Source organism: Pseudomonas sp. F-14 TE3623 (genome assembly GCF_053629015.1).
In genome coordinates, this window is the sequence record NZ_JBRJHM010000001.1 from 1,706,916 (window position 1) to 1,721,570 (window position 14,655).

Genomic DNA, 14,655 nt, shown 5'->3' on the forward strand with positions numbered 1-14,655 from the left:
ATGAGCGAGTTGTTGTCCTCCGTCAGTGAACACCTCCTGGCGCCCGGCGGCGTAACGATCGAGAGCCTGCAAGGTGTGCTCGGCGATCTGGCCGGCCCGGGCATCGATGCCGCCGACCTGTATTTCCAGGGGCAGATTTCCGAATCCTGGGCGCTGGAAGACGGGATCGTCAAGGAAGGCAGCTTCAACCTCGACCAAGGTGTCGGCGTGCGTGCGCAATCGGGCGAAAAAACCGGTTTCGCCTACAGCAATGCAATCACCCTCGAAGCGCTGGGCGCGGCGGCCCGTGCGGCCCGTTCGATCTCCCGGGCCGGGCAGAACGGCACTGTGCAAGCGTTCACCACCCAGGATGTCGCCCAATTGTACGGGCCGGATAACCCGCTGGAAGTGATGACCCGTGCCGAGAAAGTCGAGCTGCTCAAGCGCATTGATGTGGCGACTCGCGCCCTCGACCCGCGTATCCAGCAGGTCACCGTGAGCATGGCAGGGGTCTGGGAACGGATTTTGATTGCTTCCACCGATGGCGGGCTGGCGGCGGATGTGCGGCCGCTGGTGCGTTTCAACGTTAGCGTGATCGTCGAGCAGAATGGCCGTCGTGAGCGCGGTGGTCATGGCGGCGGCGGTCGTACCGATTACCGCTATTTCCTCAGCGATGACCGCGCCATGGGCTATGCCCGCGAAGCGTTGCGTCAGGCGCTGGTGAATCTGGAAGCGATCCCGGCTCCGGCCGGTACGTTGCCGGTGGTGTTGGGTTCGGGTTGGTCCGGCGTGTTGCTGCACGAAGCCGTCGGCCATGGTCTGGAAGGCGATTTCAACCGCAAGGGCAGTTCGGCCTACAGCGGGCGCATGGGCGAGATGGTTGCCTCGAAGCTCTGCACCATCGTCGATGACGGCACCCTTGCCGGGCGTCGTGGTTCGCTGAGCGTCGATGACGAAGGCACGCCGACCGAGTGCACCACGCTGATCGAAAACGGCGTGCTCAAAGGTTATATGCAGGACAAGCTCAACGCGCGCCTGATGGGCGTAGCCCGCACCGGCAACGGTCGTCGCGAATCCTACGCGCACCTGCCGATGCCGCGCATGACCAACACTTACATGCTCGGTGGCGAAAGCGACCCGGCGGAAATCATCGCCTCGGTGAAAAAGGGTATCTACTGCGCCAACCTCGGCGGCGGTCAGGTGGACATCACCAGCGGCAAGTTCGTTTTCTCCACCAGCGAGGCCTACCTGATCGAAGACGGCAAGATTACTGCCCCGGTCAAAGGCGCGACGTTGATCGGCAACGGGCCGGAAGCCATGAGCAAGGTGTCGATGGTCGGTAACGATCTGGCGCTGGACAGCGGTGTGGGAACGTGTGGCAAGGATGGGCAGTCGGTGCCGGTGGGTGTCGGCCAGCCAACGCTGAAAATTGATGCGATCACTGTGGGTGGCACAGGATCGTAAGGGACGCTTGAAAAAGTGAAGCTTCGGGTGAGTTGCGAGGCAACTCACCCGATTCGGGACTTAACGCAGACCGCGTTGAGTCTCGTCCAGCTCACGGATGTACTTGAAGATTTTACGGCTCGAGGCCGGTGGCTTGTTGGTCGCCAGTTCGTGCTGGGCCTGACGGATCAGGGAGCGCAATTGCTGACGATCAGCTTCCGGGTAGTCGAGCACGAACTTCTCCAGGACTGCATCGTCGCCCGCGATCAAGCGATCGCGCCAGCGTTCCAGGCCATGGAAACGTTCGTTGTACTGCCGAGTGGAGGCATCCAGTTGATCGAGCAGAGTCAGAATGGCGTCAGTGTCCTGATCGCGCATCAGTTTGCCGATGAACATAAGGTGCCGTTTACGCGCGATATTCGCGGTGTGCTTGGGCGCATCAGCCAGGGCCCGGCGCATAGCGTCGGTCAACGGCAGTTTTGCCAGCAAGTCAGGCTTGAGTGTTGTAAGGCGCTCGCCAAGGTCAACCAGAGCATGAAGCTCGCGTTTAACCTGGGATTTGCTTTTTTCTCCCGTATCGAGGGAGTCGTCGTAAGAATCAACCATGGTGGCCGTCCGCAAAGAAACGCCGCCATGATAACCAGTCGGGGGCCGCTTGTCCGGCCCGGTCGCTCGAAGGCCCTAGCCGAAAGCAGAATTTGAGTGGAGAACAGCATGAGTGCAGTTGAAAGCGTCGGCCCACAAGCGTTGCCGGCACTGCAAGAACAAGTCGAGCAGATCATCGCTGAAGCCAAGCGCCAGGGCGCCAGTGCCTGTGAAGTGGCCGTGTCGCTGGAGCAGGGCTTGTCGACCACGGTGCGTCAGCGGGAAGTCGAAACCGTTGAGTTCAATCGCGATCAGGGCTTTGGCATCACCTTGTATGTGGGGCAGCGCAAAGGCTCGGCCAGTACCTCGGCCAGTGGTTCGGACGCGATTCGCGAAACCGTCGCCGCCGCGCTGGCCATTGCCAAGCACACCTCCGAAGACGAAGCCTCGGGCTTGGCGGATGCCGCGTTGATGGCCAAGGATCTGCAGGATTTCGACCTGTTCCATCAATGGGATATTACCCCGGAGCAAGCCATCGAGCAGGCCTTGGCCTGTGAAGCGGCGGCGTTTGCCACCGACAGCCGGATCAAGAATGCCGACGGCACCACCCTCAACACTCACCAGGGCTGCCGGGTTTACGGCAACAGCCATGGTTTTATCGGCGGATACGCGTCGACTCGTCACAGCCTCAGTTGCGTGATGATCGCCGAAGCCGATGGCCAGATGCAGCGCGATTACTGGTATGACGTGAACCGTCAGGGCAATTTGCTGGCCTCTGCGCAGAGCATCGGCCAACGTGCCGCGCAACGGGCGGCGAGCCGTCTGGGCGCGCGTCCGGTGCCGACCTGCGAAGTGCCGGTGCTGTTTTCGGCAGAATTGGCCGGTGGCTTGTTCGGCAGTTTTCTGTCGGCGATCTCCGGCGGCAGTCTGTATCGCAAGTCCTCGTTCCTCGAAGGCACGCTGGGGCAGAAGCTGTTCCCGGAATGGTTGACCATCGATGAACGTCCGCACCTGATGCGCGCCCTGGGCAGTTCGGCCTTCGATGGCGATGGCCTGGCGACCTACGCCAAACCGTTCGTGGAGAAGGGCGAGTTGGTGTCCTACATACTCGGCACCTACTCCGGCCGCAAGCTGGGCATGCCGAGCACCGCCAACGCCGGCGGCGTGCACAACCTGTTCGTCACCCATGGCGATGAAGATCAGGCCGCCTTGCTGCGCCGCATGGGCCGCGGCCTGTTGGTCACGGAACTGATGGGGCAGGGCCTGAACATGGTCACGGGCGATTACTCCCGTGGCGCGGCGGGTTTCTGGGTCGAGAACGGCGAAATCCAGTTCGCGGTCCAGGAAGTGACCATCGCCGGCAACATGCGCGACATGTTCAAGCAGATCATTGCAGTCGGTAATGACCTGGAATTGCGCAGCAACATTCGCACCGGTTCGGTGTTGATCGAGCGTATGACAGTGGCGGGTAGCTAACCTCCGACCGCACAAAAAAGGCGCGCCTCCCAATTGGGTGGCGCGCTTTTTTATTGGGCCGTGCACCGTCCCTTGTGGAAGCGAGCCTGCTCGCGAAGGCGGTGTCTCAGCCGACATCAATTTTGAATATCAGGCCGCCATCGCGAGCAGGCTCGCTCCCACAATGATCGGTTTGTGTTGGATGTCTTGTTTTGGTTCTCATTATCATCTAATAATAAATCTCATTACCGAATGAGCCCGGATCATGAGTTCTGCCTTGCACGAGCAGCCTTACCTCGAAAGCTGGCGCTGGATGAGTCGCCAGATCCGTTGCGCCATGGACCCTGACGAGCCGCGCCTGATTGAACATTACCTGGCCGAAGGCCGGTATCTGGCGTGTTGCACGGCCACCTCTCCCTGGACCATCGCCGAAACCTCTTTCCGCTTGCTGCTCGACACCGCCGCCGATGTCGCGCTGCCCTGGCACTGGCGCAGCCTGTGTCTTGACCAGGCTTGGCGGCCGTTGCGCGATCTCGAACGTCAATCACTCTGCGGCTGCCGCCTCAAGCGCTGGCAAAGCTACGCGTGGCAACTGGCGACCTGCGAGTTGCAACCCTCCATCCCTCTCATAGAACTGGTGCAAGGATCTCCCGATGAGTAACACACGTATCGAACGCGACAGCATGGGCGAGTTACAGGTCCCGGCAGATGCCTTGTATGGCGCGCAAACCCAGCGCGCGGTGGATAACTTCCCGATCAGCGGCAAACCGATGCCCGTGCAGTTCATTCGGGCGCTGATTCTGGCCAAGGCTGCGGCCGCCCGAGCCAACGTCGAGCTCAAACAGATCAGCGAGTCTCAGGGCAAGGCCATCGTTGACGCGGCTCAAGGTCTGCTTGAGGGCGACTTCATGCAGCACTTTCCGGTGGATATCTTCCAGACCGGTTCTGGCACCAGCTCCAACATGAACGCCAACGAAGTGATCGCCACTCTGGCCAGCCGCTTGTTGGGCGAGCCGGTGAATCCCAACGATCACGTCAATTGTGGCCAAAGCAGCAACGACATCATCCCGACCACCATCCATGTCAGTGCCGCATTGAGCTTGCATGAGCAGTTGCTGCCGGCGCTGGTGCATCTGGTGCAGGTGATCGAACACAAGGCCGAGCAGGTTCATCCGTTCGTAAAAACCGGGCGTACCCATTTGATGGACGCCATGCCCGTGCGCATGAGTCAGGTGCTCAATGGTTGGGCGCAGCAGCTCAAGGCCAACATCGGTCATTTGCAGGATCTGCTGCCAAGCCTGCAATCCCTGGCCCAGGGCGGCACGGCGGTGGGCACCGGAATCAATGCCCATCCGGAGTTTGCGGCGCGGTTCAGCCAGCAACTGAGCCAACTGACTGAGGTGCAGTTCACCCCGGGCAAGGACCTGTTTGCGCTAATCGGCTCGCAGGACACGGCGGTCAGCGTTTCAGGGCAGCTCAAAGCCACAGCGGTTTCCTTGATGAAAATCGCCAATGACCTGCGCTGGATGAATTCCGGCCCGTTGGCCGGGCTCGGTGAAATCGAACTCGAAGCCTTGCAGCCCGGCTCGTCGATCATGCCCGGCAAGGTCAATCCGGTGATCCCGGAAGCAACCGCGATGGTCGCCGCTCAAGTGATCGGCAACGACACGGTGATCACCGTCGCCGGCCAGTCGGGCAATTTCGAGTTGAACGTCATGTTGCCGATCATCGCCCAGAACCTGCTGAGCAGTATCGAGTTGCTGGCCAACGTCAGCCGCCTGCTGGGCGACAAGGCTATCGCCAGCTTCAAGGTCAACGAGGCCCGGCTCAAGGAAGCACTGTCGCGCAATCCGATTCTGGTCACCGCGCTCAACCCGATCATTGGTTACCAAAAAGCCGCTGAAATTGCCAAGAAGGCTTATCAGCAGGGCCGGCCGGTAATCGATGTCGCCCTGGAACACACCGAACTGACGCGCAGCCAACTGGAAGCATTGCTCAACCCAGAGAAGCTCACCGCAGGCGGCGTGTAATCACTGCTACCGCTTTGGAGGCTCACCATGGAGCACTGGAAACGCACGATCGAAAGAGCAAATCGCTGTTTCATGCTGGGCGAACTGGTCGATGCCCGCGAGGCTTATTTGCAGGCATTGGCCCTGGCCCTGGTGTTATTCGAGCGCTGGGCGGATGCCGACGAAGCGGTGGCGGCTTGCGTGATTTCCCACCACAACCTGGCGGACCTGCACTTGCGTCTGAACCAGCCGGAGGAGAGCGCCGAATACTTGTGCGCGATCCATCAACGACTGTTGCAGACCATGCAGGACCCGCGACTGGCGCCGGCCTTGCGCGAAGCTGCGCTGCGCCAGAGCAGCAAAACCTATGTCGAGCTGCTGAATTTCATCAGCGATCACGGCGAGTATCCACGCACCCACCGTTTGCTGCGCACCGGCACCGCTTCGTCCTCGCATCAGCCTGCGCCCCTACAACATGGAGTTCATTGAAATGGCTTTTACCCTGCCTGCCTTGCCGTACGCCTACGACGCCCTGGAACCGCACATCGATGCGCAGACCATGGAAATCCACTACACCAAACACCACCAGACCTACATCAACAACCTCAACGCTGCAGTCGAAGGCACTGAGTTTGCTGAATGGCCGGTGGAAAAACTGGTGGCGGCTGTCCAGCAATTGCCGGAAAAACTTCGTGCGGCGGTGATCAATCAGGGCGGTGGGCATGCCAACCATTCGTTGTTCTGGGAAGTCATGGCGCCCAACGGCGGTGGCCAGCCTGAAGGTGCACTGGCCAAGGCTATCGATGAGCAGCTGGGTGGTCTCGACAACTTCAAGGAGGCCTTCACCAAAGCTGCGCTGACCCGTTTCGGCAGCGGTTGGGCCTGGTTGAGCGTGACGCCGCAAAAGACCTTGATCGTTGAAAGCAGCGGCAACCAGGACAGCCCATTGATGAACGGCAATACGCCGATTCTCGGCCTGGACGTCTGGGAACATGCTTATTACCTGCTCTATCAGAATCGCCGTCCGGAATACATCAATGCGTTCTACAACGTGATCAATTGGCCCGAAGTCGCCGCGCGTTATCAGGCTGCGCTAAGTCTCTATAAAACAATCCAGGGCTGACTATGGGTACTGAAACACTGGCGGTCGGAAGTGGACGAATGTTTCGTTACGCACTGGGATCGCTGTTACTGCTGGCGGGCATGACGTTATTGGCTGCTCAAGGGCTGAGCTGGCTGGACCTCGAACCGAAACTGCAGCGCGCCCTGCAAGGTGGGGCGATTTGCGCCTTGGGCACCGCTTTGGGCGCGGTGCCGGTGCTGGTGATTCGGCAGATGCCTCAGGTAGTCAGCGACATATTGCTCGGTTTCGGGGCCGGGGTAATGCTCGCGGCGACGGCGTTTTCGCTGATCGTGCCGGGCATTGCCGCGGCCGGAAACCTCGGCCTGACCCCTTGGGCGGCCAGCGGCCTGATCAGCTTCGGCATCATGCTGGGTGCATTCGGATTGTTTCTGGTGGATCGCAAGGTGTCCGGCGCTACGCCTGAAATGCTCGTGGGGACACTGGAGCGATCGGTGATTCCACCGCGGATCTGGTTGTTTGTGTTTGCCATCATCGCCCACAACATCCCCGAAGGCATGGCGGTCGGCGTCTCGGCCGGCGGTGGCATGCCTGACGCCGACAGCCTGGCCATGGGCATAGCTTTGCAGGATGTGCCGGAAGGGCTGGTGATTGCGTTGGTGTTGGCCGGAGCAGGGATGTCGCGGGTGAAGGCGTTCCTGATCGGTGCTGCGTCAGGGTTGGTCGAGCCGGTCTTCGCATTGTTGTGCGCCTGGCTGGTGAGCCTGGCCGAACTGCTGTTGCCTTTGGGGCTGGCACTGGCGGCCGGTGCGATGTTGCTGGTGGTGACTCACGAAGTCATTCCCGAATCGCGCCGCCATGGTCACGACAAACTGGCAAGCCTTGGGCTGCTGATCGGGTTTTGTCTGATGATGGTGATGGATACCGCGTTGGCTTGAGAAAAAAGATCGCAGCCTTCGGCAGCTCCTACAGATGTCCGCAATCCCATGTAGGAGCTGCCGAAGGCTGCGATCTTTTGATGTTCATTCGCCTTCGTCGAAGTAACGGTTGATCAAGTCTGTTAGCGCATTCAGCGCTTCCTGCGCTTGTTCGCCTTCGGTGATCAGGTGGATTTTGGTGCCCTTGCCCGCAGCGAGCATCATCATTGCCATGATGCTTTTGCCATCGACCGTGGATTCCGGAGTGCGTCCTACCCTGATCGTGCAATCCTTGAACTCACCGGCGACCCCAACGAATTTTGCAGACGCGCGGGCATGCAGGCCCAGCTTGTTGATGATTTCGATTTCCAGAGCAGGCATCGCGATGTGAATCCTTTAGCTGAGGTCGCGGTGGCGGACCTGGACGTTCTTCAGGGTTTTTTGCAGGACCTGACCCAGACGTTCGGTCAGGTAGACAGAGCGGTGATGCCCGCCAGTGCAGCCAATGGCAATGGTGACATAGGCGCGGTTGCTGGCGGCAAAGCGGGGCAGCCACTTGAGCAGGTACGAGGAAATGTCCTGGAACATCTCTTCGACGTCAGGCTGTGCCGCCAGGTACTCGGCCACCGGTTGATCGAGCCCGGACTGTGCCCGTAGCTCCGGCTTCCAGTAAGGGTTGGGCAGGCAGCGCACGTCGAACACCAGATCGGCGTCCACCGGCATGCCACGCTTGAACCCGAAAGATTCCACCAGGAACGCAGTACCAGGCTCCGGCTGATTCAGCAGGCGCAGCTTGATGGTATCGCGTAGCTGATACAGGTTCAGATTGGTGGTGTTGACCTTGAGGTCGGCCAGATCGGCGATAGGCCCCAGCAGATTGGTCTCGTCCTGAATCGCCTCCGCCAATGAGCGATTGGCGCTGCTCAGCGGGTGACGACGGCGAGTTTCCGAAAAGCGTTTGAGCAAGGTTTCTTCGTCGGCGTCCAGGTACAGCACATCGCACTGGATATGCCGGCTGCGGACCTCTTCCAGCAATTCGGGAAACCGTGACAGGTGGCTCGGCAAGTTACGCGCATCGATAGACACGGCCACCAGCGGTTGTGCCAGTTCAGTATGAATCAGCGCGCGTTCGGCCAGCTCCGGCAGCAAGCCGGCAGGCAGGTTGTCGATGCAGTAATAGCCGTTGTCCTCGAGCACATCGAGGGCGGTACTTTTACCTGAGCCGGAGCGGCCGCTGACGATGATCAGGCGCATGATTAGTGACCGTTCTGCTCGTCCAGGACAACCTGATACAAGGCTTCATTGCTCGGGGCGCTGCGCAGTTTTTCACGCACTTCCTTGCGATCCAGCATGCTGGCGATCTGGCGGAGCAATTCCAGGTGTGCATCGGTGGCAGCTTCCGGGACCAGCAGCACAAACAGCAGGTCAACCGGGGCACCGTCGATGGCGTCGAAATCGATAGGGGCTTCCAGGTGCAGCAGCGCACTGATTGGCGAGGTGCAGCCTTTGAGCCGGCAATGGGGGATGGCGATGCCGTTGCCGAAACCGGTAGAACCGAGTTTCTCACGGGCAATCAGGGCCTCGAAGACGTCCTGCATTTCCAGATCCGGTACTTCGCGGTGGATAAGGTTGGCAATTTGCTCGAGGGCTTTCTTTTTACTGCCACCCGGCGCGTTCACTTGGGAACGGCCGGGGGTCAGGATGGTTTCTAGTCGGATCATGGATTGGGGGTGTTAACGACCGGTCGCGCCCTGGAGGAGGCTCTGGGTCTTTTCCTTATGCTTTTTGAGTTGGCGATCCAGCTTGTCGGTCAGCAGGTCGATGGCGGCATACATGTCCGTATGCTCGGCATTGGCGACCACTTCTCCGCCGGGAATATGCAGCGTGGCTTCGATCTTCTGCAGCAGTTTTTCGACGTTCATCGTGACTTGCACATTGGTGATCTTGTCGAAATGCCTCTCCAATCGGTCGAGTTTTTCGCCGATGTAGGTGCGCAGGGGTTCGGTCACTTCCAGTTGGTGTCCACTGATGTTGACTTGCATACAGCTTCTCCTTCGTTGCCAGTGCATAAAGCGGCAGGCAGAAATGCCTGCCACTGGAACGCTGTGGCGAGCCCGGCGGCTACATCAACCGCTTCCGTTCGCTGGAAGGCGCGATCCCCAGGGATTCGCGGTACTTGGCGACGGTGCGACGGGCTACCTGAATGCCTTGTGCCTCCAGTAAACCAGCGATCTTGCTGTCACTCAACGGCTTTTTCTGATTTTCCGCAGCAACCAGTTTTTTGATGATCGCGCGGATCGCTGTGGACGAGCATTCACCGCCTTCGGAGGTACTGACGTGGCTGGAAAAAAAGTATTTCAGTTCATAGATGCCCCGTGGGGTATGCATGAATTTTTGTGTGGTCACCCGTGAAATCGTCGATTCATGCATACCCACCGCTTCGGCGATGTCATGCAGTACCAACGGCTTCATGGCTTCGTCACCGTATTCAAGAAAGCCGCGCTGATGCTCGACGATCTGGGTGGCGACTTTCATCAGGGTTTCATTGCGGCTTTGCAGGCTCTTGATGAACCAGCGAGCTTCCTGCAGCTGGTTACGCATGAAGGTGTTGTCAGCGCTGGTATCAGCGCGGCGCACGAAGCCGGCGTATTGGGCATTGACCCGCAGGCGTGGCACAGATTCCTGATTCAGCTCCACCAGCCAGCGCTCGTTGTCCTTGCGCACAATCACGTCGGGAACGACGTATTCGGCTTCAGTGGACTCGATCTGTGAGCCCGGGCGTGGGTTGAGGCTCTGGACCAATTCGATGACCTGGCGCAGCTCATCTTCCTTGAGCTTCATGCGGCGCATCAGCTGGCTGTAGTCGCGGCTGCCGAGCAGGTCGATGTAATCGGTGACCAAACGCTTGGCCTCGGCCAGCCAAGGGGTCTTGGCGGACAGCTGGCGCAGTTGCAGCAGCAGGCATTCACCGAGGTTGCGGGCGCCGATGCCAGCGGGTTCGAATTGTTGAATGCGGTGCAGGACGGCTTCGATTTCGTCCAGTTCGATGTCCAGTTCCGGGTCGAACGCTTCGAGGATTTCCTCGAGGGTTTCGTCCAGGTAGCCCTGATTGTTGATGCAGTCGATCAGGGTTACGGCGATCAGACGATCGGTGTCGGACATCGGTGCCAGGTTCAGCTGCCAGAGCAAATGGCTTTGCAGGCTTTCACCGACTGATGTGCGGGTGGTGAAATCCCACTCGTCATCATCATTGCTCGGCAGGCTGCTGGCGCTGGTCTGGTAGACGTCCTCCCAGGCCGTGTCGACGGGCAACTCGTTGGGAATTCGTTCGTTCCAGTCGCCTTCCTCGAGGTTATCCACCGTCGGGGCGGTTTCCTGGTAGGAGGGTTCCTGAATGTCGGCGTTGGGTTTCTGTTCGGCGCTATCGGCCAAGGGGTCTGCGTTATCGAAGTCGTCGCCTTCTTCCTGGCGTTCGAGCATCGGATTGGACTCCAGGGCCTCCTGGATTTCCTGTTGCAGGTCCAGGGTCGACAATTGGAGCAGGCGGATGGCCTGTTGCAGCTGCGGTGTCATCGTCAGCTGCTGGCCCATTCTCAAGACTAGCGATGGTTTCATGGCAGGGGCTTAACACCTTATTCGCCGGCGCACATGCGCCATCCACTACAGGGCGCCGAAGCGCCAAACATAAGCAAATTATATGCCCGAAACTGAAGTGTTTGCCTAGAGCGCTGTAACAATAAAAAGTTATTGATTTTTTATTGAAGTGAGCGCTCTCTCGGCGACCCGGGCACCTGAGTGCTTACAGGCGGAACTCATGACCCAGATACACTTCCTTGACCAGTTCATTGGCTAGGATGGTGGCGGAGTCACCTTCAGCGATCAGTTGACCATCGTTGACGATGTAGGCGGTTTCGCAGATATCCAGGGTTTCACGGACGTTGTGGTCCGTGATCAGCACACCAATGCCTTTGGCCTTGAGATGATGAATGATCTGCTTGATGTCGCCCACCGAAATCGGGTCCACACCGGCGAAGGGTTCGTCTAGGAGGATGAATTTCGGATTGGTGGCCAGTGCCCGGGCGATTTCCACGCGGCGGCGTTCACCACCGGACAGGCTCATGCCGAGGTTGTCGCGGATGTGGTGGATGTGAAATTCCTGCAGCAGGCTTTCCAGCTCTTGGCGACGACCGGCCTTGTCGAGTTCCTTGCGAGTCTCGAGGATGGCCATGATGTTGTCGGCCACCGACAGTTTGCGGAAGATCGACGCTTCTTGCGGAAGATAGCCGATACCCGCCTTCGCACGACCGTGCATCGGCTGGTGGCTGACGTCCAGGTCATCGATCAGTACACGGCCCTGATCGGCCTGTACCAAGCCGACAATCATGTAGAAGCAGGTGGTTTTACCGGCGCCGTTAGGGCCAAGCAGGCCGACGATCTGACCGCTGTCAATGGACAGGCTGACGTCGCGCACGACCTGACGGCTCTTGTAGCTCTTGGCCAGATGCTGAGCTTTCAGAGTTGCCATTACTGGGCCTTTTGCTCGTCGGTTTTCTTCTTCGGCTGGATCACCATGTCGATGCGAGGACGCTCCTCGGTAACCTTGTTACCCGTGGCACGACCGGCACTCGCAAGCTTTTTGACTGTGTCGTAGACGATTTTCTCGCCTTGGGTGACGTTGTTGTCTTTGTCGATGACTTTGGCGCGATCGATCAGCACGACGCGGTTTTGCGAGGCGTGGTACTGAATTGTCACTCCGTAACCCTGAACAGGCTTGGTGTCGCCCGCCGTTTGCAGTTGCTCGAAGTAGGCGAGGTTGCCCACCGAAGTCACCACGTCGATGTCGCCGGCCGGGGTGCGGGTGATGGTCACGGTGTTACCGGTGACCTTCATCGAGCCCTGCGTAATGATTACATCGCCTTTATAAGTGGCAACGCCATTCTTGTCGTCCAGTTGGGCATCGTCGGCCTGAATGCGGATAGGCTGCTCTTGATCGTTCGGCAGAGCCCAGGCGCTCACGCTTCCCAGTGCTGCGCCCAGACTGAGCAAAATAGGGAGAGTTTTAACGAGCCTCATACTGTCCTCTTACGTTCGATAGCAGGTGTATCCTGCTTTCTTTCAAGTACGCTTTCATTCCGTTGCCTGTCGATACACCGCCAGCGCCGTCGATTCTAACGGGTTGATCGGTCTGCGCATATTGCTGCTGCGGGAACACTGTCATACGGGTGGTGGTAATCAGGGTTTTGCGGTTTTTTTCATCGAAACGCGTGATACGTACCGAGTCAATCAGCTCGACCTGAGTGCCGTCCGGGTTGACTTCGCCGCGTTCGCTCTGGACGTGCCAGGGGAATTCGGTGCCACGGAACATGTTCAGGTCAGGATTGGTCAGCAACGTCACTTCGGTCGCTTTCAGGTGCTCGACCTTGTCCGACGTCATTTCGTATTGCAGTTTGCCGTCGGGCAGGTACTGCACGCTATGGGCGTTGATGGCGTAATAGTCGATCGCGCTTTCATCGACCTTCACCACCGGTTTGTCGAGGAAGCGTTCCGGGCTGATGTTCCAGTAGCCGACCGCTGCAAAAATCGCTGCGATGCAACCGAACATCAGGATGTTACGAATCTTTTTGCTCAGCATGATGGGCTCACAGGTACGCGGCGTTGGCCGCATCGAGGCGGCCCTGGGCGCGCAGGATCAATTCGCAGAATTCGCGAGCAGCACCTTCGCCACCACGGGCCTGGGTGATGCCGTGGGCGTGTTCGCGCACGAAACTGGCAGCGCTGGCCACCGCCATGCCCAGGCCGACACGGCGAATCACCGGCAGGTCTGGCAGGTCGTCGCCAAGGTAGGCCACTTGTTCATAGCTCAGGTTGAGCTGGGCAAGAAGTTCGTCGAGCACCACCAGTTTGTCTTCGCGACCTTGATAAAGGTGTGGAATACCGAGGTTCTTTGCACGCCGTTCAACCACAGGGGTCTTGCGGCCGCTGATGATAGCGGTCTGCACGCCGGCTGCCATCAACATCTTGATGCCCTGGCCGTCGAGGGTGTTGAAAGTCTTGAATTCGCTGCCGTCTTCGAGGAAGTACAGGCGCCCATCGGTCAGTACGCCGTCGACGTCGAATACCGCCAGTTTGATCTGTTTGCCGCGTTGCAGCAGGTCCGTGCTCATTACATTACTCCCGCACGCAGCAAATCGTGCATGTTCAAGGCACCGACCGGGCGGTCTTCGCTGTCGACCACTACCAGTGCGCTGATCTTGTGGTCTTCCATGATTTTCAGCGCCTCGGCGGCGAGCATCTCGGCGCGGGCGGTCTTGCCGTGGGCGGTCATCACTTCATCAATGGTCGTGCTGTGGATATCAATGGTGCGGTCCAGAGTGCGGCGCAGATCGCCGTCGGTGAAGATCCCGGCGAGCTTTCCATCTGTGCTCAGTACAACGGTCATGCCCAACCCCTTGCGGGTCATTTCCATCAAGGCATCCTTGAGCAGCGTGCCGCACATGACTTGCGGTAATTCGGTGCCGGCATGCATGACATTTTCCACTTTCAGCAACAAGCGCCGACCAAGGGCGCCACCCGGGTGGGAAAAAGCGAAATCTTCAGCGGTAAAACCGCGAGCTTCAAGCAAGGCAACGGCGAGAGCGTCGCCCATGACCAGTGCCGCGGTGGTCGACGAGGTGGGCGCCAGATTCAGCGGACAGGCTTCGTGTTCGACGCTTACATTGAGGTTGACTTCCGCAGCCTTGGCCAGCGGCGACTCGGGGTTGCCGGTCAGGCTGATCATCTGAATGCCCTGGCGCTTGATCAGCGGCAGCAAGGTGACGATTTCATTGGTGGACCCGGAGTTCGACAGCGCCAGAATAATGTCGTCACGGGTGATCATGCCCATATCGCCATGGCTGGCCTCGGCCGGGTGCACGAAGAAAGCCGTGGTGCCGGTGCTGGCGAGGGTGGCGGCAATCTTGTTGCCGATGTGCCCCGATTTGCCCATGCCGACCACGACCACACGGCCTTTGCTGGCCAGAATCATCTCGCAAGCACGTACGAAATCCGCATCGATATGGGGTAGCAAGCCTTGTACGGCTTCCAGTTCGAGGCGGATGGTGCGTTGTGCGGATTGAATCAGGTCGCTGGATTGGTTCATGTCGGAAATCGAATAGCCTGATGAAAAGGCGGCGATTATAACGGTAAT

General features: G+C 59.1%; 18 protein-coding genes. 7 read left to right on the top strand and 11 right to left on the bottom strand.

Translation table 11 applies throughout. The features are described from left to right. The gene (gene tldD / locus AB7M29_RS07590) at positions 1-1,443 is read left to right on the top strand and encodes a metalloprotease TldD (RefSeq protein ID WP_052965578.1); all 1,443 of its coding nucleotides are present in this window, start codon (positions 1-3) and stop codon (positions 1,441-1,443) included. A 60-nt stretch (positions 1,444-1,503) separates the two neighbouring features. On the opposite strand, the gene yjgA is transcribed toward tldD, so the two are convergent. Continuing rightward, on the bottom strand, positions 1,504-2,028 hold the full coding sequence (yjgA, locus tag AB7M29_RS07595) for a ribosome biogenesis factor YjgA (RefSeq protein WP_007901505.1): 525 nt from the start codon (positions 2,026-2,028) through the stop codon (positions 1,504-1,506). Between the two features lie 108 nt (positions 2,029-2,136). Here yjgA and pmbA point away from each other — a divergent pair, with 108 nt between their 5' ends. From pmbA to AB7M29_RS07625, 6 genes are all read left to right on the top strand, one after another. Further along, positions 2,137-3,483 carry a metalloprotease PmbA gene (gene pmbA, locus AB7M29_RS07600; protein ID WP_217857640.1) on the top strand — a complete coding sequence of 449 codons (1,347 nt, stop codon included), beginning with the start codon at positions 2,137-2,139 and terminating at the stop codon, positions 3,481-3,483. Between the two features lie 244 nt (positions 3,484-3,727). After that, positions 3,728-4,123: a hypothetical protein gene (locus AB7M29_RS07605; RefSeq protein ID WP_030128017.1), complete on the top strand. Its 396-nt coding sequence runs from the start codon at positions 3,728-3,730 to the stop codon at positions 4,121-4,123. Then, the gene (locus AB7M29_RS07610; RefSeq protein ID WP_454246629.1) at positions 4,116-5,492 is read left to right on the top strand and encodes a class II fumarate hydratase; all 1,377 of its coding nucleotides are present in this window, start codon (positions 4,116-4,118) and stop codon (positions 5,490-5,492) included. Before AB7M29_RS07605 ends, AB7M29_RS07610 begins: the two co-directional genes overlap by 8 nt. 27 nt (positions 5,493-5,519) lie before the next feature. Then, on the top strand, positions 5,520-5,960 hold the full coding sequence (locus AB7M29_RS07615) for a hypothetical protein (RefSeq protein ID WP_217857643.1): 441 nt from the start codon (positions 5,520-5,522) through the stop codon (positions 5,958-5,960). 1 nt (position 5,961) lies between these two features. Then, positions 5,962-6,594, top strand: coding sequence for a superoxide dismutase (locus AB7M29_RS07620; RefSeq protein ID WP_454246630.1), 633 nt, complete (start codon positions 5,962-5,964; stop codon positions 6,592-6,594). A 2-nt stretch (positions 6,595-6,596) separates the two neighbouring features. Continuing rightward, positions 6,597-7,490, top strand: coding sequence for a ZIP family metal transporter (locus AB7M29_RS07625; protein ID WP_217857645.1), 894 nt, complete (start codon positions 6,597-6,599; stop codon positions 7,488-7,490). Positions 7,491-7,574: 84 nt separating this feature from the next. Here the strand turns inward: AB7M29_RS07625 and AB7M29_RS07630 are convergent, their stop codons facing one another. The 10 genes from AB7M29_RS07630 to AB7M29_RS07675 all read right to left on the bottom strand — a co-directional run bounded on the left by AB7M29_RS07630 (position 7,575) and on the right by AB7M29_RS07675 (position 14,607). Beyond that, positions 7,575-7,850 carry an HPr family phosphocarrier protein gene (locus AB7M29_RS07630; RefSeq protein WP_217857646.1) on the bottom strand — a complete coding sequence of 92 codons (276 nt, stop codon included), beginning with the start codon at positions 7,848-7,850 and terminating at the stop codon, positions 7,575-7,577. Positions 7,851-7,865: 15 nt separating this feature from the next. Next, positions 7,866-8,723, bottom strand: a complete 858-nt coding sequence (gene rapZ, locus AB7M29_RS07635) for an RNase adapter RapZ (protein ID WP_123498993.1) — start codon at positions 8,721-8,723, stop codon at positions 7,866-7,868. Positions 8,724-8,725: 2 nt separating this feature from the next. Continuing rightward, positions 8,726-9,190, bottom strand: coding sequence for a PTS IIA-like nitrogen regulatory protein PtsN (gene ptsN / locus AB7M29_RS07640; RefSeq protein WP_007901530.1), 465 nt, complete (start codon positions 9,188-9,190; stop codon positions 8,726-8,728). A 12-nt stretch (positions 9,191-9,202) separates the two neighbouring features. Continuing rightward, entirely contained in the window at positions 9,203-9,511 is a 309-nt protein-coding gene (hpf, locus tag AB7M29_RS07645) for a ribosome hibernation-promoting factor, HPF/YfiA family (protein ID WP_003178005.1), read from the bottom strand. A 79-nt stretch (positions 9,512-9,590) separates the two neighbouring features. After that, a complete protein-coding gene (locus AB7M29_RS07650; RefSeq protein ID WP_032830276.1) occupies positions 9,591-11,084 on the bottom strand; it encodes an RNA polymerase factor sigma-54 in 1,494 nt (497 codons plus the stop codon). Between the two features lie 184 nt (positions 11,085-11,268). Then, a complete protein-coding gene (gene lptB, locus AB7M29_RS07655; RefSeq protein WP_030128011.1) occupies positions 11,269-11,994 on the bottom strand; it encodes an LPS export ABC transporter ATP-binding protein in 726 nt (241 codons plus the stop codon). Continuing rightward, positions 11,994-12,542 carry a lipopolysaccharide transport periplasmic protein LptA gene (gene lptA, locus AB7M29_RS07660; RefSeq protein ID WP_052965569.1) on the bottom strand — a complete coding sequence of 183 codons (549 nt, stop codon included), beginning with the start codon at positions 12,540-12,542 and terminating at the stop codon, positions 11,994-11,996. Before lptA ends, lptB begins: the two co-directional genes overlap by 1 nt. After that, on the bottom strand, positions 12,529-13,101 hold the full coding sequence (gene lptC, locus AB7M29_RS07665; RefSeq protein ID WP_052965568.1) for an LPS export ABC transporter periplasmic protein LptC: 573 nt from the start codon (positions 13,099-13,101) through the stop codon (positions 12,529-12,531). The genes lptA and lptC overlap by 14 nt, the downstream gene beginning before the upstream one ends. A gap of 7 nt (positions 13,102-13,108) precedes the next feature. After that, a complete protein-coding gene (locus tag AB7M29_RS07670; RefSeq protein ID WP_008008625.1) occupies positions 13,109-13,633 on the bottom strand; it encodes a KdsC family phosphatase in 525 nt (174 codons plus the stop codon). Then, on the bottom strand, positions 13,633-14,607 hold the full coding sequence (locus AB7M29_RS07675; RefSeq protein ID WP_217857648.1) for a KpsF/GutQ family sugar-phosphate isomerase: 975 nt from the start codon (positions 14,605-14,607) through the stop codon (positions 13,633-13,635). The genes AB7M29_RS07670 and AB7M29_RS07675 overlap by 1 nt, the downstream gene beginning before the upstream one ends. Between the last annotated feature and the right edge of the window lie 48 nt (positions 14,608-14,655).

Bases quoted from the DNA above. Each gene is read 5' to 3' on its own strand.
- tldD (WP_052965578.1), top strand. From the start codon at position 1: ATGAGCGAGTTGTTGTCCTCCGTCAGTGAACACCTCCTGGCGCCCGGC.
- yjgA (WP_007901505.1), bottom strand. From the start codon at position 2,028: ATGGTTGATTCTTACGACGACTCCCTCGATACGGGAGAAAAAAGCAAA.
- pmbA (WP_217857640.1), top strand. From the start codon at position 2,137: ATGAGTGCAGTTGAAAGCGTCGGCCCACAAGCGTTGCCGGCACTGCAA.
- AB7M29_RS07605 (WP_030128017.1), top strand. From the start codon at position 3,728: ATGAGTTCTGCCTTGCACGAGCAGCCTTACCTCGAAAGCTGGCGCTGG.
- AB7M29_RS07610 (WP_454246629.1), top strand. From the start codon at position 4,116: ATGAGTAACACACGTATCGAACGCGACAGCATGGGCGAGTTACAGGTC.
- AB7M29_RS07615 (WP_217857643.1), top strand. From the start codon at position 5,520: ATGGAGCACTGGAAACGCACGATCGAAAGAGCAAATCGCTGTTTCATG.
- AB7M29_RS07620 (WP_454246630.1), top strand. From the start codon at position 5,962: ATGGCTTTTACCCTGCCTGCCTTGCCGTACGCCTACGACGCCCTGGAA.
- AB7M29_RS07625 (WP_217857645.1), top strand. From the start codon at position 6,597: ATGGGTACTGAAACACTGGCGGTCGGAAGTGGACGAATGTTTCGTTAC.
- AB7M29_RS07630 (WP_217857646.1), bottom strand. From the start codon at position 7,850: ATGCCTGCTCTGGAAATCGAAATCATCAACAAGCTGGGCCTGCATGCC.
- rapZ (WP_123498993.1), bottom strand. From the start codon at position 8,723: ATGCGCCTGATCATCGTCAGCGGCCGCTCCGGCTCAGGTAAAAGTACC.
- ptsN (WP_007901530.1), bottom strand. From the start codon at position 9,190: ATGATCCGACTAGAAACCATCCTGACCCCCGGCCGTTCCCAAGTGAAC.
- hpf (WP_003178005.1), bottom strand. From the start codon at position 9,511: ATGCAAGTCAACATCAGTGGACACCAACTGGAAGTGACCGAACCCCTG.
- AB7M29_RS07650 (WP_032830276.1), bottom strand. From the start codon at position 11,084: ATGAAACCATCGCTAGTCTTGAGAATGGGCCAGCAGCTGACGATGACA.
- lptB (WP_030128011.1), bottom strand. From the start codon at position 11,994: ATGGCAACTCTGAAAGCTCAGCATCTGGCCAAGAGCTACAAGAGCCGT.
- lptA (WP_052965569.1), bottom strand. From the start codon at position 12,542: ATGAGGCTCGTTAAAACTCTCCCTATTTTGCTCAGTCTGGGCGCAGCA.
- lptC (WP_052965568.1), bottom strand. From the start codon at position 13,101: ATGCTGAGCAAAAAGATTCGTAACATCCTGATGTTCGGTTGCATCGCA.
- AB7M29_RS07670 (WP_008008625.1), bottom strand. From the start codon at position 13,633: ATGAGCACGGACCTGCTGCAACGCGGCAAACAGATCAAACTGGCGGTA.
- AB7M29_RS07675 (WP_217857648.1), bottom strand. From the start codon at position 14,607: ATGAACCAATCCAGCGACCTGATTCAATCCGCACAACGCACCATCCGC.